Raw genomic sequence first — 22,590 nt, forward strand, 5'->3', positions numbered from 1 at the left:
AGCGGCTGGTGGCGCACCACGGATGTGAGGCGCCTCACCTACCGATTGTTCGGTCGTCGGCACATTTTGGCTACCGGCCCCCTCAGGCTGTGGACAAACGGTTCTCCACAGCCTCCAATGAACGCACTACGTCCATGACAGGGAGGCGGGGGGACATGGCACCTGAACAAATGGCCGAAGGCGCGGAGGGCGGCCTCCCGCTTTCGCCCCCGCGTCCGCTCGACGCCATCGATCAGGACATCCTCCAGATGCTCCAGGTGGACGGACGCGCATCGATAAGGTCGGTCGCCGAACGGGTGCATGTCTCGCGCGCCAACGCCTACGCACGCATCAACCGTCTCGTCGAGGACGGCGTCATCCGCGGCTTCGGCGCCCGCGTCAACCACGAGCGCGCCGGCCAGGGCACCTCGGCGTACATCACGCTGAAGATCGTCCAGAACTCCTGGCGCACCGTCCGCGAACAGCTCAGACAGCTGCCCGGGGCTTCGCACATCGCGCTGGTCGGCGGGGATTTCGACGTACTGCTGCTCGTCCACACCCCGGACAACAGATCCCTGCGCGAACTGGTCCTCACCCGCCTCCAGGCCATCCCGGAGGTGCTCAGCACGCGCACCCTCCTGGTCTTCGAGGAGGAGGACCTGGAGCCGCAGGGCTGAGTTCAGGACGCCTTGCGCAGTCCCCCGAAGATCAACTGCGCCACCGCGTCCGCCACTTCGCGTTCGTTCATGCCCCGGCCGTCCGGGCGGTACCACTCCACGATGGAGTTGATCATTCCGAAGACCAGGCGGGTCGCGAGGCGCACCTCCACGTCCCCGCGTACGTCACCGTCCGCGGCCGCCGCTTTCAGGAGTTCGGCGACCCGGTGGTCGAAGTCGCGGCGGCGCTCCAGGGCCCACCGCTCGGTGTCCGTGTTGCCGCGCACCCGCAGCAGCAGGGTCACGTACGGCAGCTCGGCGATCAGCACCTCCACCATGCGCCGCACGACGTACTCCAGGCGGCCGGAGGCACGGCCCACGCGCGCGTGCTCCTCGCCGAGGATCCCGAAGAGACCGTCCAGGGCCCGGCTGACGGCCCGGCGCAGGAGCTCCTCCTTGCCGGACACGTGGTGGTAGATCGACGACTTGGAGATGCCGGCGGCCTTCGAGAGGTGCTCCATGGAGGTGCCGTCGTAGCCGCGCTCGTTGAAGATCTGGACGGCGACGGACAGCAGCGTCTCCGGGGTGTACGTGTCGCGCTTGGCGGTCGTCATGAGGTGCTGCCCTCCCGCTTGTCGGAGGCGTATGCGTGCCGGTACAGCGCGAGCGAGGGCGCGTACCGTCCGGACGGGTCGCGCAGGTGCAGGTCGTCGAGGAGGGCGTAGGCCCAGTTGCGGCCGAGCCTGCGGCTCCACTCGAAGGGGCCCAGCGGGTAGTTCACACCGAGCCGCATGGCGGTGTCGATGTCCTCCTTGGTGGCCACGCCCTTGGCGACGGCGTCGTGCGCCAGGTCGACGATCCGGGCGACCGTACGGGCGACGATCATGCCGGGCACGTCCCCGATGACGCTGACGTCCTTGCCGAGCGCCTGGAAGAGCCCGGTGGCCTCGGCGAGTGTCTGCTGCGAGGTGTCCTGGGAGGCGGACAGCGCGATGCGCGTGGCCTTGCGGTAGTCGAGGGCGAGGTCGAAGTAGACGACGTCGCGGAACTCCACCGAGGTCTGCCCGTCGGCGAGCGCGAGCTGCCCGCCGCTCGGCAGGACGAGACGGGTGCCGTGGTCCTCCTCGTCCTCGCGGACCTGGATGCCCGCCTCGCGGATCAGCGCGAGCAGCTCGGACGCGGGGCCCAGATCGCCCTCGACGACGACGTACGCGGGTGCCTGGGCCCGCTCCGCGGTGTGTGGCTCGTCGCGCTCGGCGCCGTCCGTGTAGTCGTACCAGCCCCGCCCGCTCTTGCGGCCGAGCCGACCCGACTCCACCAGGCGCTGCTGGGCCAGCGAGGGTGTGAAGCGCACGTCCTGGAAGAAGGCCTGCCATACGGAGTGCGTCACGGACTCGTTGACGTCCTGGCCGATCAGGTCGGTCAGCTCGAACGCGCCCATCTTGAAGCCGCCGCACTCGCGCAGGACCGCGTCGATGGTGGCGGGCTCGGCGCCCTGGGCCTCGTGGACCGCGAACGCCTCGGCGTAGAAGGGCCGCGCGATGCGGTTGACGATGAAGCCCGGAGTGTCGGCGCAGGCCACCGGCGTCTTGCCCCACGCGCGGGCCGTCTCGTACGCGCGTGTGGCCGACGAGACGTCCGTGGCGAACCCGGAGACGACCTCGACCAGCGGCAGCAGCGGCGCGGGGTTGAAGAAGTGCAGGCCCACGAAGCGGCCCGGGTGGCGCAGGGCGCCGGCGATGGCGGTCACCGACAGGGAGGAGGTGTTGGTGGCGAGCAGAGAGTCCTCGCCCACGATGTCCTCCAGCTCCCTGAAGAGCTGTTGCTTGACGTCCAGCCGCTCCAGAACGGCCTCGACGACCAGCGTGCAGTCCGCGAGGTCGGTGAGCTGCTCGGCAGCCACGAGACGGGAGCGCGCGGCGTCCCGGTCGGCGGCGGTGAGCCGGTCCTTCTCGACGAGCCGGTCGAGGCGGGCCCCGATCGCGTCGGCCGCCTCCCGGGCACGGCCGGGGGCGGCGTCGTACAGCAGCACGGCGTGCCCGGCGACCAGCGCGACCTGGGCGATGCCCTGGCCCATGGTGCCGGTGCCGACGACGGCCACGGGGCTGCTGAGGTCGAGTCCTGTCATGTGCGCGATCCTCCCGCACGGGGTTTTCCACAGATGCGGCGGACCCCCTTGTCCCGACCGATCGTTCGGTTACTCTAACTCTGACTGGCTGTTCCTGCCCATGTTTCTGCCCAGGTCATGAGCTCGACGAAGAGTTCGAAAGACGAGGAGTTGGTCCCGCATGGCCGCCGAACTGACCGCACACCAGCTGATCGCCGAGCACCGGCCCACCCTCGACCAGGCGCTGGAGGCGATCCGCACCCGCGCGTACTGGTCCCCGCACCCCGAGCACCCCAAGGCCTACGGGGAGCACGGCAGCCTGGACATGGCGGCGGGCAAGGCCGCCTTCGACGCGCTGTTGGGCACCCGCCTCGACCTCGGCCAGCCCGGCACCGACGACTGGGTGGGCGGCGAGGTCTCGCCGTACGGCATCGAGCTGGGCGTCGAGTACCCGCACGCGGACGTGGATGTGCTGCTGCCCGCGATGAGGGCGGGCCAGAAGGCGTGGCGGGACGCGGGCGCGGAGATCCGCGCGGTGGTCTGTCTGGAGATCCTCAAGCGGATCAGCGACCGGACCCACGAGTTCGCGCACGCCGTCATGCACACCAGCGGCCAGGCGTTCATGATGGCGTTCCAGGCGGGCGGCCCGCACGCGCAGGACCGCGGCCTGGAGGCGGTGGCGTACGCCTACGTGGAGCAGGTCCGCACCCCGGACACCGCGGAGTGGACGAAGCCGCAGGGCAAGCGCGACCCGCTCGCGCTCACCAAGCAGTTCACGCCCGTCCCGCGCGGGATCGGCCTGGTCATCGGCTGCAACACCTTCCCTACGTGGAACGGCTATCCGGGCCTGTTCGCCTCCCTGGCCACCGGCAACGCGGTCCTGGTGAAGCCGCACCCGCGCGCGGTGCTGCCGCTCGCGCTCACGGTCCAGGTGGCGCGGGACGTCCTGGGCGAGGCCGGCTTCGACCCGAACCTGGTGGCTCTCGCCGCCGAGCGCCCCGGCGAGGGCATCGCGAAGACACTGGCCACGCGCCCCGAGATCCGGATCATCGACTACACCGGCTCGACGGCGTTCGGCGACTGGCTGGAGGCCAACGCCCGCCAGGCGCAGGTCTACACGGAGAAGGCCGGCGTCAACACGGTGCTCGTGGAGTCGGCCGGCGACTACAAGGGGATGCTCTCCAACCTGGCCTTCTCCCTGTCCCTGTACAGCGGCCAGATGTGCACGACCCCGCAGAACCTGCTGATCCCGCGGGACGGCATCCGCACCGACGAGGGTCCCAAGACCTTCGACGAGGTGGTCTCCGACCTCGCCCGCGCGGTCGACGGCCTCCTCGGCGACGACGCGCGCGCCAACGCGCTGCTGGGCGCGATCGTCAACCCGGACGTGAAGGAGCGCCTGGAGGCCGCGGCGGGCCTTGGCGAGGTCGCCCTGGCCTCGCGGGAGATCGCCAACCCGGAGTTCCCGGGCGCGGTCGTGCGCACGCCGGTCGTGGTCAAGCTGGACGGCGCCAAGCCGGACGACGAGGCCGCCTACATGAGCGAGTGCTTCGGACCCGTCTCCTTCGCCGTCGCGGTCGACTCGGCGGCCGACGCGGTGGAGCTGCTGCGCCGGACGATCCGCGAGAAGGGCGCGATGACGGTGGGCGCGTACACCTCCGACGAGGAGGTCGAGCAGGCCGTCCGGGAGGTCTGCCTGGAGGAGGCGGCGCAGTTGTCGCTGAACCTCGTCGGCGGGGTGTACGTCAACCAGACGGCCGCGTTCTCCGACTTCCACGGATCGGGCGGCAACCCCGCGGCCAACTCCGCGCTGTGCGACGGCGCGTTCGTCGCCAACAGGTTCCGGGTGGTCGAGGTGCGCCGGGAGGCCTAGGAGCCGCCGAGACTCCAGTGGTAGAGGGTCATCGCCACACTGGTCGCCAGGTTGTAGCTGGATACCTGGGGGCGCATCGGCAGGGCGACCAGGTGGTCGGCACGCGCGCGTAGTTCGGGCGACAGTCCGCTGCGCTCCGAGCCGAAGGCGAGGACGGCGTCGTCCGGGAGCTTCACGCCCCGGATGTCGTCGCCCTCCGGGTCCAGGGCGAACACCGGGCCCGGTGGCAGCTCGGTGACCGTCAGGCGCTCCACCGCGGTCGCGAAGTGCAGGCCCGCCCCACCGCGTACGACGGTCGGGTGCCAGGGGTCGAGTGTGCCCGTGGTGACCACGCCGGTGGCCCCGAAGCCCGCGGCCAGCCGGATCACGGCGCCGGCGTTGCCGAGGTTGCGCGGATTGTCGAGGACCACCACGGGGGCGGTACGCGGTGTGTGCGCCAGCTTCTCCAGGTGAGCGTCCCGGGACGGTCGTACGGCCAGGGCCGCGACCGCCGTGGGATGCGGGCGCGGCACGAGGGACGCGTACGCCGACTCCGGGATCTGTGTCAGCAGCTCGTCCAGGGTGTCCCGTACGTCCGGCGCCAACTCCTCCGCCAGGGCGAGCGCGGCGCCCCGGTCGACGGCGACCGCCACCGGGACCTCGGCCCCGAAGCGCACGGCGTGCTTGAGGGCGTGGAAACCGTCGAGCAGCACGGAGGTGTCGGCGAGCCGACGCCACAGGCTCACGGGATCGGGACCGGTCATGCGGGGAAGCCTACGTGCCGGGGATCGGGGTTCTCGGGGTCGCCGGGGTTGGCGTCGGCGTTCTCGCCGGGGTTGGCGTCGGTGTTTTCGCCGGGGCCGTCGGCAGGTCGCGGGGTCTTAGCGGACGCCGGCTCCTTCGGTGCACCCGGCCGCCTGGGAGCGCGCTGTCCGTCGGGCTCTGGTTGTCTCTCTGGACCCCGTTGTCCCTCTGGACCCTGCTGCCCCTCAGGGCCTCCTGGGTCCTCAGGGCCTCCTGGTCCCTTCGGATCGCGTTGTCGCTTCGGACCGCGTTGTCCCTTCGGATCGCGCCGACCGAGCGGGCCAGGGCCCGATGCGCCCACGCCCGCGAAGCGCGCCCACAGTCGGGCACGCGCGCGTGCGGCCCCGTCGCCTAGCCGGCGAAGGAATGTCGTCGGCAGGAAGACCGAGTCGGCAGCGATCATCGCCAGCGAGAAGAACGGCAGTCCGAGGACGACCGCGATCACCGCGTGCTCGGTGATCATCGCGGCCAGCAGGACGTTCTTGACCCGCCGGTTGAACAGCGTGAACGGGAAGGCGACCTGTACGGCGACCGTGCCGTACGTCACCAGCATCACCATGACGCCGTTCGCCGACAGCAGGTCGGCCAGGGCGGGCCACGGCGAGAAGGACTCCAGGTGGAGGGGGTAGTAGACGGCGGTGCCGTCCTGCCAGCGGGAGCCCTGGATCTTGTACCAGCCCGCCGTCGCGTAGATGAGACAGGCCTCGGTCATGATCACGAGCAGGGCGCCGTTGTGGACGATGTCGGCGACGACGTCCAGCATGATCCGCGACTGCCCGGACCGGGTGAACCGTCCGACCACCCACCACAGGGCCTGCGCCAGCCACAGAGCCCACAGGAGCACCGGGACGAACGGGTCGCCGTTCAGCCTGTCCAGGAAGGCCGTCGCCACCAGCACGAGCCCGAGGACACCCCACAGGGCCGGGCCGACACGGTCCACGACGCGCTCTCCACGCGCGCGTGCCTCCCGAGTGCGCCGAGCCCGCCTCTCGTCCAGCGACCAAACCTGGCCGCAGCGCGTGAAGACGAGGTAGATGCACATCAGATGCAGGACGTTGTCGCCGCCGTCGCCCATGAAGATGCTCCGGTTCTGGAGCGAGAGCACGCCGACCATGAAGACCACGGACATCGTGCGCGTGCGCCAGCCGAGCAGCAGCAGGACGCTCGACACGACGGCGAGGAGATAGACCGTCTCGAACCAGAACTGGCCGTCCGACCACATCAGGGCCGTGAACGCGCCGTTGATCGAGATCAGCTGCTCGGCGAGGTTCCAGCTCCACGGACCCTCCGGACCGTACAGCTCCTGGCGGTGCGGGAACTCGCGCAGCAGGAACAGCAGCCAGGTCGCGCTGAAACCGATACGGATCATCGCGGTCTGGTAGGCACCGAGGCCGGCCCCGGTGATGCGGGCGATGCCGGTGGACACCGCCAGGGCGAACCGGTTCACCGGGCGCTCCCCTCGGTGTCGTCCGCCGTCACGGCCCACCAGGGCAGCTCACGGTAGGACGGCTGCACCGACACCTTCTCCTCGCTCCACTTCGGTGGAGGGACGTTGGAGGTCCTGGAGCGCACCTGGACGCTCACAAGGACGTCGCCCCGCGCGGTCGCGTGGTCGCGCTCCAGACGCAGCACCACGATGCGGCGGAGATAGGTCTCGGACAGGGTGCCGCGCAGACCGACCGGGCGGTTGTCGGCGTCGTGCGTGGCGACGAAGAAATCCCAGGACCGGCGCAGCTCGTTCTGCTGCGTGTGGCTGGGCAGCGGATTGCCGTCGATGGCCCGGCCGTCCTGGGCGGACAGGTCGTACCAGCCGGACGTACGGCTGCTGCCGTCGACTGTCCGTATCCGGGCCCGGACCTGCACCGCGATGTTCTGCTGGAGGGGGTTCGGCGCGAAGAGCTTCCAGTTCTGCTCGAACTCCGGGTAGACCCAGTCGTCCACCGCCCCGCCGTGCTGCTTGGTCATCGTGTTCGGCGGCGCGACGTGCAGGAACACCATCCCGATGTGCACACAGACGGCGACGGCCACGACGGCGAGGGCCAGGGCGACCCCGATCTGATAGCGGAGGGAGAGGGCGGCCACGCCGGTACGGGCGGCGGGGCCGGGGTCGAGGCCAGGATCGTAGTAGGGGGCGGGCCATGGGGCCGGGGCGGGGCGTATCGCGGCGTGGTCGGAGGCGCGGGTGTGCGGGGCCGACCTCAGATCGGCGGGCTCGCGATCCGGCGCGGGGTAGGCCACGTCTCGCGCCTCGGAAGACGCATCCGGCTCACCTGACGCATCAGAACCGTCAGCAACTTCCGTCCCTTCTGCCCCCTCCGGATCGTAGGGTCCCTCCGCCGCCTCCGAACCGTAGGGCCGCTCCGCCCCCTCTGCTCCCTCCGGACCGTAAGACCCCTCAGGACCCTCAGACCCCTCAGGACCCTCAGGACCTCCTGGCTCCTTCGACTCAGGGGCATCGCCCGGCTCGCTCGCGGCGCCCGGTCCTCGCCGGGCGTTCGAGCCTCCGTCGTACGCGTCCATTCCGCCCCGTTCCCGATTCCGGTCCGTCCACCGCCGCCCGGCCGCAGGGGGCGTCCGCGCCCGGTTGTCGGCGCCCGCACCCGCCTCACCGCGGTGGCTCGCACGGCACGGTACTCAGGCCGGACCGCCCCGCACAGCCCTTGCCGACCGACTCCGCCGTGGCCGTTCTCACTCCGCCCCCGGTTTTCCACAGGCTGCCCCGTGGGTTTTCCACAGCGGTTGACACCTTACGGCGCCCGGCACACCATGGAATCGCACGAACCGAACGATCGGTCGGGAGCAGGTTCCGGCGGAGCCCAGGTCGAGGGGGCCTCATGGCGACAGCAGCCGCGCAGCAGACGGCGAGCACACGGATGTACGGCGCTCAGGACGCCGTCGGCGACACCACGGCGTACCAGAGCGTCTTCGACGCCGCCGTGGCCGCCGACGAGCGGATCGAGCCGCGCGACTGGATGCCCGACGCCTATCGCGCGACCCTGGTCCGCCAGATCGCGCAGCACGCCCACTCCGAGATCATCGGCATGCAGCCGGAGGCGAACTGGATCACGCGTGCACCCTCCCTGCGCCGCAAGGCCATCCTGATGGCCAAGGTCCAGGACGAGGCGGGTCACGGCCTCTACCTCTACAGCGCGGCGGAAACCCTCGGCACCGGCCGTGACGAGCTCCTCGACAAGCTCCACTCCGGCCGCCAGAAGTACTCCTCGATCTTCAACTACCCGACCCTGACCTGGGCGGACGTCGGCGCGATCGGCTGGCTGGTGGATGGCGCCGCGATCACCAACCAGGTCCCCCTGTGCCGCTGCTCCTACGGCCCGTACGCCCGCGCGATGGTCCGTATCTGCAAGGAGGAGTCCTTTCACCAGCGCCAGGGGTACGAACTGCTGCTGGCGTTGAGCAACGGCACACCCGAGCAGCACGCGATGGCCCAGGACGCGGTGGACCGCTGGTGGTGGCCCTCCCTGATGATGTTCGGTCCGCCCGACGACGAGTCCGCGCACTCCGCGCAGTCGATGGCCTGGAAGATCAAGCGGCATTCCAACGACGAGCTGCGCCAGCGCTTCGTCGACATCTGCGTCCCCCAGGCCGAGTCCCTGGGCCTCACGCTCCCCGACCCGGACCTGCGGTGGAACGAGGAGCGGGGGCACCACGACTTCGGCCCGATCGACTGGACGGAGTTCCGGGAGGTCCTCAAGGGCAACGGGCCGTGCAACGAAGAGCGGATCACCCAGCGCCGGCGGGCGCACGACGAAGGCGCCTGGGTGCGGGAGGCGGCCGCGGCCTACGCGGCGAAGCACACCGGCGAGACAGGAGCGACGCGCGCATGACGAACACCGACTGGCCCCTGTGGGAGGTCTTCGTGCGCTCGCGCCGCGGACTCTCCCACACCCACGCCGGCAGCCTGCACGCCCCGGACGCGGAGCTCGCCCTGCGCAACGCCCGCGACCTGTACACCCGGCGCGGCGAGGGCGTCTCGATCTGGGTCGTGCCCTCGTCCACGATCACGGCCTCCTCGCCCGACGAGAAGGACCCGTTCTTCGAACCGGCCGCCGACAAGCCGTACCGGCACCCGACCTTCTACGAGATCCCGGAGGGGGTGAAGCACCTGTGACCACACCCGAGACGACGGCTGCTCCCGCGCCCGCCCCGATCCCCACGGCGGCCGCCCTGGCCCTCGGCGACGACGCGCTGGTGCTCTCGCACCGCCTCGGCGAGTGGGCGGGCCACGCCCCCGTCCTGGAGGAGGAGGTCGCCCTCGCCAACATCGCCCTCGACCTGCTCGGCCAGGCCCGGTTGCTGCTGTCCATGGCCGGCGACGAGGACGAACTGGCGTACCTGCGCGAGGAGCGCTCCTTCCGCAACCTCCAGTTGGTGGAGCAGCCGAACGGCGACTTCGCCCACACCATCGTCCGCCAGCTCTACTTCTCCACCTACCAGCACCTGCTCTACGCCGAACTGGCCGCGGGCGACGGCCCCTTCGCCCCGCTGGCCGCGAAGGCCGTCAAGGAGGTCGCCTACCACCGCGACCACGCCGAGCAGTGGGCCCTGCGGCTCGGCGACGGCACCGAGGAGAGCCGCGCGCGGATGCTGCGCGCGTGCGAGGCGCTGTGGCGGTTCACCGGCGAGATGTTCCAGCCGGTGGAGGCAGTGGATGTCGACCGGGAGCACATGGAGGCCGCCTGGCTCGCTTCCGTCGGTGACACCTTGCGCCGGGCCGGCCTGAGCGTCCCCGAAGGGCCGCGCACCGGCGCGTGGGCCGCCGGGGCGGGACGACAGGGCCTGCACACCGAGTCCTTCGGGCGGATGCTCGCCGAGATGCAACACCTGCACCGCAGTCACCCGGGGGCGTCATGGTGACGCTCACTTCGCTGGAGACCGAGCTGTTCGCGCTCGCCGGTTCGGTGCCCGACCCCGAACTGCCGGTGCTGACCCTGCGCGAGCTGGGTGTACTGCGTGCGGTGCATGTCCGGGACGCGGACTCGGTCGAGGTCGAACTGACGCCTACGTACACCGGCTGCCCGGCGATCGAGGCGATGTCCCTGGACATAGAGCGGGTGCTGCGCGAACACGGCGTGCGGGAGGTCACCGTCCGCACCGTGCTCGCGCCCGCCTGGTCGACCGACGACATCACGGCCGAAGGGCGCCGCAAGCTGCTGGAGTTCGGCATAGCGCCACCCCGCGCCGTGGCGGCATCCGGGCCGGTCGCGGTGGTTCTCGGGCCGACACGGACACTGGACGCCGCGACCGAAGCCGTCCTCTGCCCGCACTGTGGTTCCGCCGACACCGAACTGCTCAGCCGGTTCTCCTCCACGGCGTGCAAGGCGCTGCGCCGGTGCCTGGACTGCCGTGAACCGTTCGACCACTTCAAGGAGTTGTGATGGCCCGCTTCCACCCGCTCCCGGTGGCCGCGGTCGACCGGATCACCGACGACTCCGTGGCCCTGACCCTCACGGTGCCGCCGGAGCTGCGCGAGGAGTTCCGGCATTCCGCGGGCCAGCATCTCGCCCTGCGCCGCACGGCCGACGGCGAGGAGATACGCCGGACCTACTCGATCTGCTCCCCGGCGCCCGACAGAGAGGGACCACGCGAACTGCGGGTCGGTGTGCGGCTGGTGGAGGGCGGCGCCTTCTCTGCATACGCCCTCAAGGAGATCAACGTCGGCGACGAGCTGGAGGTGATGACACCGGCGGGCCGGTTCACCCTCGACCCGGCGCCCGGTCTGTACGCGGCGATCGTCGGCGGCAGTGGCATCACCCCGGTGCTGTCGATCGTGGCGACGCTGCTGGCGCGCGAGCCCGCGGCCCGGTTCTGTCTGATCCGCAGCGACCGTACTTCCGCGTCCACGATGTTCCTGGAGGAGGTCGCCGACCTGAAGGACCGCCACCCCGAGCGGTTCCAGCTGGTCACGGTTCTCTCCCGGGAGGAGCAGCAGGCGGGGCTGCCGTCCGGGCGGCTCGACCGGGAGCGGCTGACCGGGCTGCTGCCGGCGCTGCTGCCGGTGGAGCGGGTGGCGGGGTGGTTCCTGTGCGGGCCGTTCGGGCTGGTGCAGGGTGCGGAGAAGGCGTTGCGGGAGCTGGGGGTCGCCCGTACCCGGATCCACGAGGAGATCTTCCACGTGGACGCGGGTACCGCCCCGGCACAGACGGTCCCCGCGCCCGCGCACAGCACGGTGACCGCCCGGCTCGACGGACGCGGCGGCAGCTGGCCCGTCCAGCAGGGTGAGTCGCTGCTGGAGACGGTGCTGCGCAACCGGTCCGACGCGCCCTACGCCTGCAAGGGCGGGGTGTGCGGGACCTGCCGGGCCTTCCTGGTCTCGGGCGAGGTGCGCATGGACCGCAACTTCGCGCTGGAGCCGGAGGAGACACAGGCGGGCTATGTGCTGGCATGCCAGTCGCATCCGGTGACGGAGAAGGTGGAGCTGGACTTCGACAGGTAGCCCTGGGGGAGCCCGTTCCCTTCTCCTAGAACCTGTTCTATCTTGACGGACCGTCAGATCAGCTGACCCGATCTGCCGACCCGTCGGAAGGACAGGGACCGTGGACTTCACCTTCAGCGAGGAGCAGCAGGCGGCGGCCGAAGCGGCGCGGGGGGTGTTCGCCGACGTCGCGCCGGACGCCGTGCCGTCTCCGGCGCTGACCCCGGGAGCCGTGGCCGACGAGTTCGACCGCGTGCTGTGGGCCAGGCTCGCGGACGCTGACCTGCTGAGCCTGCTGCTGGCGCAGGAGTACGACGGGGCGGGCCTGGACACCGTCGCCCTGTGCCTGGTGCTGCGTGAGTCGGCGAAGGTGCTGGCGCGGGTGCCCCTGCTGGAGAGCAGCGCGGCCATGGCGGCCGTACAGGCTTACGGAGGGCCGGAGTTGAAGGGGGAGCTGCTGGAGCGGGCCGGGCGCGGGGAGGTCGTGCTGACCGTCGCAGCGAGCGGCCGCACCGGGCACGACCCGGCCGAACTCGCCGTCAGCGCGCGGCAGGAGGAGGGGGAGGGCGCCGACTGGATCCTGGACGGGTTGCAGACGGCGGTGCCGTGGGCGTACGACGCGGACTTCGTCGTCGTACCGGCGCACACGGCCGCGGGCCGGACCGTTTGCGCGCTGGTGCCCCGGGTCCATGACGGGGTGGCGCTCGGCGAGCAGTTCTCCACCAGCGGGGAGCGGCTGGGCGAGCTGCGCCTTGAGTCGGTGAGGATCGCCGCGCGGAACGTGATCGACGGCGAGGGCGCGTGGGAGTGGCTGCGGGATCTGCTGACCACGGGAACCTGTGCGCTGGCGCTCGGGCTGGGCGAGCGAGTACTGCGGATGAGCAGTGAATACACCAGCGAGCGGGAGCAGTTCGGGTTCCCGGTCGCCACGTTCCAGGCCGTGGCCGTGCAGGCCGCCGATCGTTACATCGACCTGCGCGCGATGGAGGTCACGCTGTGGCAGGCGGCGTGGCGGATCGCCTCGGGAGCGCAGGGAGCGCTGCCGGTCACGGGGGATGTCGCCGTGGCGAAGATCTGGGCGTCGGAGGGGGTCCGGAGGGTGGTGCAGACGGCACAGCATCTGCACGGCGGGTTCGGCGCAGACGTCGACTATCCCCTGCACCGGTACCACGCCTGGGCCAAGCATCTGGAGCTTGCGCTCGGCCCGGCGGCGGCGCACGAGGAGGCGCTGGGGGATCTGCTGGCGGCGCATCCCCTGGGGTGAGGCGAAACCGCGGGGATGTGTCCGCGGTTTGCGGCCCGGGCTGGACGCGCGTGGTGTCCGCCGCGACCCTCGCGCCGTGCGAGCCGGCCCGCCACGCGAGCCGCCACGACCTCAACCCGGGCGGAGGAGACCACTGAGCACCCTCCGCCCGGGCCTGGTCCGGCCCAGGCCGGGGACTGCCGGCGGCTGCCGGGGGTCCGCCGAAGCTAGAGGACGAAGCCCGGGCGGCCGTCGTCGGTCACCATGGGGCGGCCCACCTCGGCCCACAGCTGCATGCCGCCGTCGACGTTCGCGGCGTCGATGCCCTGCTGGGCCAGGTACATCGTGACCTGGGCGGAGCGGCCGCCGGACCGGCAGATCACATTGACGCGGCCGTCCTGCGGGGCGGCCTCGGTCAGTTCGCCGTAGCGGGCCACGAACTCACTGATGGGGATGTGCAGCGCCCCTTCGGCGTGACCCGCCTGCCACTCGTCGTCCTCGCGGACGTCCAGCAGGAAATCGCCGTCCTTGAGGTCCGTGACCTGGACCGTGGGCACACCAGCACCGAAATTCATGGGGTCGACGCTACCTGACGCTCTCGGGACGCGGCCGGTCACTCCTGCGCGAGCAGCTCCGTGAGTTCCGCCTCGCGCGTGGAGACGTCGGCCAGGAGCTTCTCGGCGATCTCCTCCAGGAGGCGGTCCGGGTCGTCCGGCGCCATCCGGAGCATGGAGCCGATCGCGCTCTCCTCCAGATCCCGTGCGACCACCGAGAGGAGTTCCTTGCGCCGGGCGAGCCATTCGAGGCGGGCGTACAGCTCCTCGCTGGGAGTGGGGCCCTGCTCCGGCGGCTTGGGACCGGCGGCCCACTCCTCGGCCAGTTCCCGCAGGAGAGGCTCGTCGCCTCGGGAGTAGGCCCCGTTGACCCGGGTGATGAACTCCTCGCGCCGCGCCCGCTCGGTGTCGTCCTGGGCGAGGTCCGGGTGGGCCTTGCGGGCGAGCTCGCGGTAGAGCTTGCGGGCCTCGTCGCTCGGACGCACCCGCGGCGGGGGCTGCACCGGCTGCTCGGTCAGCATCGCGGCGGCTTCCGGGAACAGACCCTCGCCGTCCATCCAGCCGTGGAACAGCTCCTCGACGCCGGGCATCGGCATCACGCGGGCGCGGGCCTCCTGCGCCTTGCGCAGATCCTCCGGGTCGCCGCTGCGGGCGGCCCGGATCTCCGCGATCTGCGCGTCCAGCTCGTCGAGGCGGGTGTACATGGGGCCGAGCTTCTGGTGGTGCAGGCGGGAGAAGTTCTCCACCTCGATGCGGAAGGTCTCCACCGCGATCTCGTACTCGATGAGCGCCTGCTCGGCGGCCCGCACGGCCTGCGCCAGCCGGGCGGTGCCTGCGCCTTCGGCGGCAGCGCCGTGGGGGTCGGTTTCCGGGGACGTCATCCGGACAGCGTAACCGCGTCGGCCCGAGGCGGGCGCCATCCGAAATGCCGGGCCGGGTTGTCGGGCGGGCGCGGGTTCATCATGGCTGGTCGCGCCCGCGCGGCGGCAGCAGCACATCGACTCGGTCTCGCGCCCCCTGGTAGGTGTGCGCTCCCTCAGTCGGACACCTACCGTCACCGCCCGTTCCTCACACTCCCGGCTCCGCAGCCACTCTCCCCGAGCGGATCCCCGCCACCAGTTCCGCGTGGTCCGCCTCCGTGCGGTCGGCGTAGGTGACGGCGAAGGTGGCGATGGCCTCGTCGAGCTCGTCGTTCTTGCCGCAGTAACCGGAGACGAGGCGGGGGTCGGCGCTGTGCGAGTGGGCGCGGGCCAGGAGGGCGCCCGTCATACGGCCGTAGTCGTCAATCTGGTCGGCGGAGAGGGCGGCCGGGTCGACGCTGCCCTTGCGGTTGCGGAACTGGCGGACCTGGAAGGGACGGCCCTCCACGGTCGTCCAGCCCAGCAGGATGTCGCTGACTACCTGCATGCGCTTCTGGCCGAGGACCACCCGGCGGCCCTCGTGGTCGACCGCCGGGGCGTCGAAGCCCGCGGCGACCAGGTGCGGCAGGAGGGCCGAGGGCCGGGCCTCCTTGACCTGGAGGACCAGCGGTTCGCCTCGGTGGTCGAGCAGCAGGACGACGTAGGAGCGGGTGCCCACGCTGCCCGTGCCGACGACGCGGAACGCCACGTCGTGCACCGCGTGGCGGGCCAGCAGCGGGAGACGGTCCTCGGAGAGCGTGGTCAGGTAGTGCTCCAGGGACGCGGCCACCGCCGCCGCCTCCTCGTCGGGGACCCGGCGCAGCACCGGCGCGGCGTCCACGAAGCGCCGCCCGCCGTCCTCGGTGAGCTCCGTCGACCGCGCCGCGAAACGCCCGCTGGTGTTGGCCCGCGCCTTCTCCGAGACCCGCTCCAGCGTGCCGACCAGGTCATGGGCGTCGGTGTGGGAGACGAGTTCCTCGTCCGCGATCGCGTTCCAAGCGTCCAGCACCGGGAGCTTGGCGAGCAGCCGCATGGTGCGCCGGTACGCGCCGACCGCTCCGTGCGCCGCCGCGCGGCAGATGTCCTCGTCGGCGCCGATCTCCCGGCCCGCGAGGACCAGGGAGGCGGCGAGCCGCTTGAGGTCCCACTCCCAGGGGCCGTGCACCGTCTCGTCGAAGTCGTTCAGGTCGATGACCAGGTCGCCGCGGGCGTCGCCGTACAGGCCGAAGTTCGCCGCGTGCGCGTCACCGCAGATCTGGGCGCGGATCCTGGTCATCGGGGTGCGGGCCAGGTCGTAGGCCATGAGGCCGGCCGAGCCGCGCAGGAAGGCGAACGGCGTGGCCGCCATCCGGCCCACCCGGATCGGCGTGAGCTCGGGGATACGGCCCTGGCTCGACTCCTCGACCGCCTCGACCGCGCCGGGGCGGGAGATGTCGAGGTCGAGCGCCGCATGGGCACTGCGCGGGACGCTCTCCCGCAGGGCCTTGCCCTCCTTCTTGGGCGAGCCCTCGACGGGCCACTGGGCGAAGCCGCGCACCCGGGGGCGCCGGGCCCCGGCCGCCGCGCCGGCCACCTCACCAGCCGGCCCCCCGGCCGTCGTCTCCACACCGGCCTCGGTCACCGCGACCGCCTCCCCCGTGACTCGCAAGAACATCAACTCGTGCAGACCGTACAACCACCAGCCGAAACGCGTCAGACCCTGTGGACAACCTCGCGGTTGTCCACACCGGTTGCACGGCGCTCAGCCCAGCTTGTCCACCGTCTGGTAGTACGTCCACGCCGTCGCGTCGCACGACGTCTTCGCCCTCGCGTGGCACGACGTCTTCGCCCTCGCGTGGCACGACGTCTTCGCCCTCGCGTGGCACGACGTCTTCCTGACGCCGGAGTACGCGGCGCAGACCTGCTTGAGGTCGGCGTAGAACGCGTTGTCCAGGCCGGCGACGAAAGGCGACGTCACGCACGCAGATACGCGAGCACCGCGAGCACCCGTCGGTGTGTCTCGTCCGCCGGCGGCAGATCGAGCTTCGTCAGAATGCCGCCGATGTGCTTGCCCACCGCCGCCTCGGAGACGACGAGTTCACGAGCGATGGCACCGTTGGACCTGCCCTCCGCCATCAACGCCAGGACCTCCCGCTCGCGTGGGGTGAGCCGCTCCAGCGGGTCCCGGCGCCGGCGCAGCAACTGCCGTACGACCTCGGGGTCCACGACCGTGCCGCCGTCCGCGACCTCGGACAGTGCGTCGACGAACTCCTCGACCTGGCCGACGCGGTCCTTCAGGAGATAGCCGACACCCGTGCCGTCACCGGAGTCGAGGAGTTCGGAGGCGTAGGTCCGCTGCACGTACTGGCTGAGCACCAGCACCGGCAGCGCGGGGCGGTTCTCCCTCAGGCGGACCGCCGCGTGCAGGCCCTCGTCCTGGAAGCCGGGTGGCATACGGACGTCCGTGACCACGATGTCCGGGCCGTGCTCCTCGACGGCCTCGATCAGCGCCTGTGCGTCGCCGACCGCTGCGACGACCTCGTGCCCGCAGCGGCCGAGCAGGCCTATGAGTCCCTCCCGCAGCAGCACGCTGTCCTCGGCCAGGACTACGCGAAGCGATCGGCCGTCTCGCTCGACTCGGTCACCTCGCAAGGGAACTCCACACAGAGCAGGGTCGGTCCGCCCGGCGGGCTGGACAGGGAGAGTGTGCCATCCAGGACCGACACCCGGTCCGCGAGTCCGGTCAGTCCGCTGCCCGCCGAGGCGTCGGCGCCGCCGCGGCCGTCGTCGCGCACCTCGAGGACCAGCCGCCCGCCCGTGTGGCCTCCGCGCACCTGGGCGCGGTCCGCCCCGCTGTGCTTGGCGATGTTGGCGAGGGCCTCGCAGACCACGAAGTACGCGGCCGCCTCCACCGCCTGCTCGAACCGTCCCGGCAGCGGCAGGTCCACGTCGACAGGGACCACGGAGCGGTCGGCCGCGTCGGCCACGGCGGCCCCGAGGCCGTAGTCCGCCAGGACCTTCGGGTGGATGCCGTGGATGAGCTCACGCAGCTCCACGAGGGCCTTGCCCGCCTCGTCGTGGGCCTTGGCGAGCTGGTCGGCGAGGGGTCCGGGCGGGGCGTCGAGGCGGGCCAGGCCCAGGGTCATGGTCAGGGCGACCAGGCGCTGTTGGGCACCGTCGTGCAGATCGCGTTCGATGCGCCGGCGCTCCGCCTCGAAGGCGTCCACCAGCCGCACCCGCGACCGGCTGAGTTCCACCACTCTGGCGCCCAGGTCACCGTCCCGGTCGGCGATCAGCAGCCGGGTCAGCTCGGCGCGGGCGCCGGCCGCGACGCCCAGGACGTAGGCGCCGAGAGCCAGCAGCAGCACACCGAGCACAGCGACCCCGAACGCCGTCGGCCAGGTGGTGACCGTCCACTGCTTGAGTACTTTCGTCTCACGGCCCTCGCCGACGGTGGCCATGAGCAGCGGGGTGGCGGCCATGGAGAGGGGGAAGATCAGCGCGACCGTGACCACCAGCGCGTCCAGCGGCCACAGCAGGCACGCGAACAGCACGGTGTACGCGAGTTCGCGCCAGGTGGCCTGTTCCTTCAGCCGGTTCGTCAGCCAGGACCTCAGTCCCTCGGTGGCCGGTGCCTGGTGCGGGTCCGGTGCCGGGCCCAGGTCGACCAGGCCGAGCCTGCGCCGCTCCACCCAGGCCACCGGCAGGCCGGCAAGGGCCAGCACGATCAGCAGCGGCAGCCCGACGAGCACTATGGCGAGCGCCCCGCCGACGGCCGCCAGCGTCACCAGCGCGACCAGGGTGAGAACCCCCATGATCACGCCGGTCAGCAGATAGCCGACCGCGCGCCAGGGCCACGCCGACAGCAGAAAGCCCGGCCGGGACATGGCCTGCCACACATTCCGAGGGTGCATGGAAATCACCGTAGAAGGACGGCCCTGCGCCCGGCCATGGGTCCAGGGTGCGGGCCGGGGGTAGGGCCGGCCATACCCCCGGCCCGGAAGCGACGGGATCCGGCCAGGTCAGCGCCGGGGCGCGGGTCCGCCGTACGGGCGTCCGGGCAGCTGTAGTGCGGTACGGCCTTCCTACGACGGGTCATGGCCGTCCGAGCGGCCGCCCCCAAGCACCAGGGCACGCTGAGCGAGTTGGCCCGCTCCCCCGCGATGGACCCCACGGCGCCCCCTCGCGGGAGCAAGGTGAGCCGGCCCGAGCCCCGTGGGTATGCCCAGCCCTACCCCCAAGTCTCGTCCCTGCCGCACTGCGCCCGAGTGTCCTCACGCGGTTTCGTGGAGTCACCGCAAGGACGAGAGAGGCGGCACCCGGATGACGGCTTGGCCGGTGAAGCAGATGGCGGTGTACGGCGGCGTCGGCATCCTCGCCCGCCGGACCTGGGTGACACCGCCCCGGCTGCGGCTCACGCACCCTCTCGCCACGGCAGCCACCCGCTACCCGCTACCCGCCACCTGCCACCCGCCACCGCCACCCGCTACCCGCCACCTGCCCAGCGCAACACCGGACCCGGCGCCCGGCCGAGCCCACATAGGCCGTGCCGGCGCCGGCGCACCGGACCCGAACCTCCGTCCCGCCCGGGTGTGCGGGAGGAGCGACACCGAACGAGTGGGGACAGATGAACAACGACGCCATCCGGTTGCGTTCCGTCAGCAGGAGCTACGGGTCGGGCGACAGCGCCGTGACCGCCCTCGACCAGGTCTCCCTCTCCTTCCCGCATGGCACCTTCACCGCCGTCATGGGCCCCTCCGGCTCCGGCAAGTCGACCCTTCTGCAGTGCGCCGCGGGCCTGGACCGCCCCACCTCGGGCTCGGTCTCGGTGGGCGGCACCGAGCTGACCACGCTCAGTGAGACCAGGCTGACGCTGCTGCGCCGCGAACGCATCGGGTTCGTGTTCCAGGCCTTCAACCTGCTGCCCGCGCTGACCGCCGAGCAGAACGTCGCCCTGCCGCTGCGGCTGGCCGGCCGACGGGTGCCGAAGTCCCAAGTCCGCGAGGTGCTCCAGCAGGTCGGTCTCGGCGACCGTGCCCGGCACCGGCCGACCGAGATGTCCGGCGGCCAGCAGCAGCGTGTCGCCCTGGCCCGCGCCCTGATCACCCGCCCCGAGGTCCTCTTCGGCGACGAGCCGACCGGCGCCCTGGACTCGCAGACCAGCCGTGAGGTGCTGGCACTGCTGCGCTCCATGGTCGACCGCGGGGGACAGACGATCATCATGGTCACCCACGACCCGGTGGCCGCCGCCTACGCCGACCGTGTGGCCTTCCTCGTCGACGGCCGGGTCAACGGCGAGCTGATCGGGGCGAGCGCGGACGACATCGCGGCACGTATGACCAAGCTGGAGGGCGTGCCGTGCTGAGCGTCGCCCTGTGCACCCTGCGCACCCGCTGGGTCACCTACGTCGGCAGTTTCGTCGCGCTCTCGCTGGGCGTGGCGCTGCTCGCCGTGATGGGTCTGGCCCTCGCCTCCTCCCTGGACGCGCCCGAACGGCAGCCGGAGCGGTTCGCCGCGGCGCCGGTCGTCGTCCAGGGACAGGACACCCTGTCGGTGCCGACCCCGATCGGTGACCGCACCCAGAAACTCGCCCACCCGCGCGCGGTGCCCGAGGAGACCGTGGCGAAGCTACGGCGGCTCGGCACGGTCGTCGCGGACCGCTCCTTCCCGGTGCGGTCCGCGAAGGCCCCCGGCGACCTGGTCGGCCACCCCTGGTCCACGGCCGCCTTCGCGCCGTACGAGATCGACGGGGGCCGCGCTCCCCGCGGCGCCGACGAGGTCGTCGTCACCGGCGACTGGGCGCGGCCCGGTGAGCGCGTCACGACCGACCGCGGCACCGCGACGGTCGTCGGAACCCTCGCCTCACGCGGCTTCGAGGACGCCGTCTTCTACACCGACGCCCGGGCCGCCGTGCTGTCGCCGAAGAGCACACAGGTGGTGGTGAAGGCAGACGCTGCGGAGGTGCGCGAGGTCGTCGGGGGCCAGGATCTCCAGGTCCTGACCGGCACCGACCGCCGTCTCGCCGACGCCGATCCGGACCGCGACAGCGAGGCGCTCACCGCGATGAACGCCATGTTCGGCACCGCCGGCGGGGTCACCGCGTTCGTGTCGGTGTTCGTGGTGGCGTCCACGTTCGCCTTCGCGGTAGCCCAGCGGCGCCGGGAGTTCGGACTGCTGCGCACCGCGGGGGCCACACCCGGCCAGATCCGCCGGACGGTGTTCGCGGAGGCCCTGGTGGTCGGCGTGCCGGCCTCGGCGGCGGGCTGTGTGCTGGGCGCGTACGGCGCCCTCGCGCTAGCCGCGTGGGTGGTCGACGGTGGTCTCGCACCCAGCTGGTTCACCATCGGTGACTTCACCTGGCCGTACCACATGGCCTTCTGGACCGGTCTGCTCGTCGCGCTGCTCGGGGTGATCGCCGCGTCCTGGCGGGCCGGTCGCACCGGGCCCGCCCAGGCGCTGCGCGAGGCGTCCGTGGACACCAAGGCGATGACCTGGGGCCGCTGGCTGTTCGGGGCAGGTCTGCTGCTGACCGCGGCGGTGACGCTGGGGCTCGCCCTGGTCTCCGACCCCGGCGAGCTGCTGCACCGCAAGACCTATGTGAGCCGTCCGATGCTGTTGATCACCGCGGTCGCGCTGCTCGCGCCGATCCTGGTGCGTCCCCTCACCCGGCTGATCGCCTGGCTGCCGGCCCAACTGCCCGGCGCGGGCGGGATGCTGGTGCGGGAGAACGCGGCCGCGGGCATCCGTCGTACGGCTGCCATCGCGGCGCCCGTCCTGGTCACCGTCGCTCTCGCGGGCTCGTTGCTGGGCGCCACGGCCACCCTGAACGAGGCGAAGGCAACCGAGACGCGTGAACAGACGGCAGCCTCGTTCGTCGTCACTCCGGCCGGGGACGCCGGGTTCGACGCGGCGACACTCGCCCGGCTGCGTGCGACGAAGGGTGCCGTGGTCTCGGCCACCTCGTCGAGTGCCGTGTACGTCCTGGAGGACGGTGTCGCCCTCGTCAAGTCCGAGGCCCGCGCGGCCCAGGCGGCCCCGCTCGCCAAAACCGTGCACCTGCCACTGGCCGCCGGGAAGGTGAGCGATCTCGACGACGACTCGATCATCGTCAACGAGGAGTGGGAGAAGCACACCGTCGGACAGAACGTGGACGTCTGGCTCGGCGACGGCACGAAGAAGTCGCTGCGGATCGCCGCGGTGATGACGACCGGCACCGGCGACAACGGCGCCTACGTCACCCCCGCCAACGCCCCCGGCGCGAGCGTCGACCGGGTGGACGCGGCCCTCGCCGACGGCGCCGACCCGGCCGCCGTGGCCGCCGCGCTCACCAAGGCCGGCGGACATGTCTTCACCAAGGACCAGTGGGTGCGGGCGAGCCGTCCCGAGACCGACCGGACCACGCGGTACGGCTTCATGCTGGTTCTCGGCATCGCCCTCCTCTACACCGGGATCTCCCTGGCCAACACGATGGTCATGGCGACCTCCGACCGGGTGCGCGACCTGGCCGTCCTGCGGCTGGCCGGGGCCACCCAGTGGCAGGTGCTGCGGCTGGTCGCCGGCGAGGCACTGATGGTCGTCGCGGTCGGCGGAGTGCTCGGACTGCTGGTCGCCGGGCTCAACCTGGCGGGCATGTGGAGCGCGCTCGGCCTGCTGTCGGTGTGGAGCCCGGTGATGATGCCGTGGTCGGAGCTCGGGGCGACCGTGGGCGCGTGTGCCGTGCTCGCGGTGGTGTTCTCCGTCGTCCCGGCCGGGCTGGCCATGCGCCGCCGGGCGGTGGAACTGGCCGGCATTCGGGAGTGACCTCCAGACCGGCGCCGATCGGTACCTCCCCCCGTCCCGGTCGGCGCCACCCGCTCGCGAGCCCATCCCGGGACTCACGGGCGGAACGGTGGCCGGGCCGCCTCTCGCAGGGCGACCCGATCGTCGTACAGCCGCACCTCACGCTTCCGCCACGGCGGTACAGCGCATGTTTCACGTGAAACAACGGTCGGCTGCCCTCGACTTGAGGGCGGGCGCCGTCGCCGTAGTGGTTGGTGGGCAGGTCCTCGTCGTCGAAGATCCCCCGCAGGCCCTCCTGGACCTCC

General features: G+C 71.8%; 20 protein-coding genes and 1 pseudogene. 10 read left to right on the forward strand and 11 right to left on the reverse strand.

From position 1 onward, the window contains the following. The first annotated feature begins 170 nt into the window (after positions 1 to 170). Positions 171 to 656: an Lrp/AsnC family transcriptional regulator gene (locus tag ABZT93_RS26005; RefSeq protein WP_356108891.1), complete on the forward strand. Its 486-nt coding sequence runs from the start codon at positions 171 to 173 to the stop codon at positions 654 to 656. 2 nt (positions 657 to 658) lie between these two features. Here the strand turns inward: ABZT93_RS26005 and ABZT93_RS26010 are convergent, their stop codons facing one another. Continuing rightward, a complete protein-coding gene (locus tag ABZT93_RS26010) occupies positions 659 to 1,249 on the reverse strand; it encodes a TetR/AcrR family transcriptional regulator (protein WP_356108808.1) in 591 nt (196 codons plus the stop codon). After that, a complete protein-coding gene (locus ABZT93_RS26015; RefSeq protein WP_356108811.1) occupies positions 1,246 to 2,763 on the reverse strand; it encodes a 3-hydroxyacyl-CoA dehydrogenase in 1,518 nt (505 codons plus the stop codon). The genes ABZT93_RS26010 and ABZT93_RS26015 overlap by 4 nt, the downstream gene beginning before the upstream one ends. Before the next feature lie 160 nt (positions 2,764 to 2,923). Between ABZT93_RS26015 and paaN the strand changes: the two genes are divergently transcribed. Further along, complete coding sequence (gene paaN, locus ABZT93_RS26020; RefSeq protein WP_356108814.1) at positions 2,924 to 4,615, forward strand: phenylacetic acid degradation protein PaaN; 1,692 nt, start codon at positions 2,924 to 2,926, stop codon at positions 4,613 to 4,615. Here the strand turns inward: paaN and ABZT93_RS26025 are convergent. Genes ABZT93_RS26025 through ABZT93_RS26035 form a run of 3 tightly spaced genes read right to left on the reverse strand, consistent with a single transcriptional unit; the run spans position 4,612 to position 7,918 of the window. Continuing rightward, positions 4,612 to 5,358 carry a TrmH family RNA methyltransferase gene (locus tag ABZT93_RS26025; RefSeq protein ID WP_356108817.1) on the reverse strand — a complete coding sequence of 249 codons (747 nt, stop codon included), beginning with the start codon at positions 5,356 to 5,358 and terminating at the stop codon, positions 4,612 to 4,614. The genes paaN and ABZT93_RS26025 overlap by 4 nt on opposite strands. Then, a complete protein-coding gene (locus ABZT93_RS26030; protein ID WP_356108819.1) occupies positions 5,355 to 6,845 on the reverse strand; it encodes an HTTM domain-containing protein in 1,491 nt (496 codons plus the stop codon). Before ABZT93_RS26030 ends, ABZT93_RS26025 begins: the two co-directional genes overlap by 4 nt. Then, on the reverse strand, positions 6,842 to 7,918 hold the full coding sequence (locus ABZT93_RS26035) for a DUF5819 family protein (protein ID WP_356108822.1): 1,077 nt from the start codon (positions 7,916 to 7,918) through the stop codon (positions 6,842 to 6,844). The genes ABZT93_RS26030 and ABZT93_RS26035 overlap by 4 nt, the downstream gene beginning before the upstream one ends. Before the next feature lie 314 nt (positions 7,919 to 8,232). Here ABZT93_RS26035 and paaA point away from each other — a divergent pair, with 314 nt between their 5' ends. The 6 genes from paaA (at position 8,233) to ABZT93_RS26065 (ending at position 13,095) form a co-directional block, all read left to right on the forward strand. Further along, the gene (paaA, locus tag ABZT93_RS26040; protein ID WP_356108825.1) at positions 8,233 to 9,243 is read left to right on the forward strand and encodes a 1,2-phenylacetyl-CoA epoxidase subunit PaaA; all 1,011 of its coding nucleotides are present in this window, start codon (positions 8,233 to 8,235) and stop codon (positions 9,241 to 9,243) included. Next, on the forward strand, positions 9,240 to 9,527 hold the full coding sequence (paaB, locus tag ABZT93_RS26045; protein ID WP_356108831.1) for a 1,2-phenylacetyl-CoA epoxidase subunit PaaB: 288 nt from the start codon (positions 9,240 to 9,242) through the stop codon (positions 9,525 to 9,527). Before paaA ends, paaB begins: the two co-directional genes overlap by 4 nt. Continuing rightward, on the forward strand, positions 9,524 to 10,273 hold the full coding sequence (paaC, locus tag ABZT93_RS26050) for a 1,2-phenylacetyl-CoA epoxidase subunit PaaC (protein WP_356108834.1): 750 nt from the start codon (positions 9,524 to 9,526) through the stop codon (positions 10,271 to 10,273). The genes paaB and paaC overlap by 4 nt, the downstream gene beginning before the upstream one ends. Then, positions 10,267 to 10,794: a 1,2-phenylacetyl-CoA epoxidase subunit PaaD gene (gene paaD, locus ABZT93_RS26055; RefSeq protein WP_356108837.1), complete on the forward strand. Its 528-nt coding sequence runs from the start codon at positions 10,267 to 10,269 to the stop codon at positions 10,792 to 10,794. Before paaC ends, paaD begins: the two co-directional genes overlap by 7 nt. After that, positions 10,794 to 11,852 (forward strand): 2Fe-2S iron-sulfur cluster-binding protein, encoded by a 1,059-nt coding sequence (locus tag ABZT93_RS26060; RefSeq protein ID WP_356108840.1) that lies wholly within the window; start codon positions 10,794 to 10,796, stop codon positions 11,850 to 11,852. The genes paaD and ABZT93_RS26060 overlap by 1 nt, the downstream gene beginning before the upstream one ends. Positions 11,853 to 11,952: 100 nt before the next feature. Next, the gene (locus tag ABZT93_RS26065; RefSeq protein WP_356108843.1) at positions 11,953 to 13,095 is read left to right on the forward strand and encodes an acyl-CoA dehydrogenase family protein; all 1,143 of its coding nucleotides are present in this window, start codon (positions 11,953 to 11,955) and stop codon (positions 13,093 to 13,095) included. 206 nt (positions 13,096 to 13,301) lie between these two features. Here the strand turns inward: ABZT93_RS26065 and ABZT93_RS26070 are convergent, their stop codons facing one another. From ABZT93_RS26070 to ABZT93_RS26095, 6 genes and pseudogenes are all read right to left on the reverse strand, one after another. Then, entirely contained in the window at positions 13,302 to 13,631 is a 330-nt protein-coding gene (locus ABZT93_RS26070; RefSeq protein ID WP_356108894.1) for a rhodanese-like domain-containing protein, read from the reverse strand. A 56-nt stretch (positions 13,632 to 13,687) separates the two neighbouring features. Then, on the reverse strand, positions 13,688 to 14,509 hold the full coding sequence (locus tag ABZT93_RS26075) for a J domain-containing protein (RefSeq protein ID WP_356108845.1): 822 nt from the start codon (positions 14,507 to 14,509) through the stop codon (positions 13,688 to 13,690). 187 nt (positions 14,510 to 14,696) lie between these two features. Continuing rightward, positions 14,697 to 16,181, reverse strand: a complete 1,485-nt coding sequence (locus ABZT93_RS26080; protein WP_356108848.1) for a DUF2252 domain-containing protein — start codon at positions 16,179 to 16,181, stop codon at positions 14,697 to 14,699. An 87-nt stretch (positions 16,182 to 16,268) separates the two neighbouring features. Continuing rightward, positions 16,269 to 16,460: pseudogene (locus ABZT93_RS26085) on the reverse strand (hypothetical protein); the annotation flags it as partial. Positions 16,461 to 16,480: 20 nt separating this feature from the next. Beyond that, complete coding sequence (locus ABZT93_RS26090) at positions 16,481 to 17,095, reverse strand: response regulator transcription factor (RefSeq protein WP_356108851.1); 615 nt, start codon at positions 17,093 to 17,095, stop codon at positions 16,481 to 16,483. 17 nt (positions 17,096 to 17,112) lie between these two features. Beyond that, entirely contained in the window at positions 17,113 to 18,393 is a 1,281-nt protein-coding gene (locus tag ABZT93_RS26095; protein ID WP_356108896.1) for a sensor domain-containing protein, read from the reverse strand. Positions 18,394 to 19,133: 740 nt separating this feature from the next. Between ABZT93_RS26095 and ABZT93_RS26100 the strand changes: the two genes are divergently transcribed. Further along, a complete protein-coding gene (locus tag ABZT93_RS26100) occupies positions 19,134 to 19,871 on the forward strand; it encodes an ABC transporter ATP-binding protein (protein WP_356108855.1) in 738 nt (245 codons plus the stop codon). Next, positions 19,865 to 22,306, forward strand: a complete 2,442-nt coding sequence (locus ABZT93_RS26105; protein WP_356108858.1) for an ABC transporter permease — start codon at positions 19,865 to 19,867, stop codon at positions 22,304 to 22,306. The genes ABZT93_RS26100 and ABZT93_RS26105 overlap by 7 nt, the downstream gene beginning before the upstream one ends. Positions 22,307 to 22,590 lie beyond the last annotated feature (284 nt).

It is taken from the genome of Streptomyces sp. NPDC005303 (assembly GCF_040607335.1).
Classification (GTDB): Bacteria; Actinomycetota; Actinomycetes; order Streptomycetales; family Streptomycetaceae; genus Streptomyces.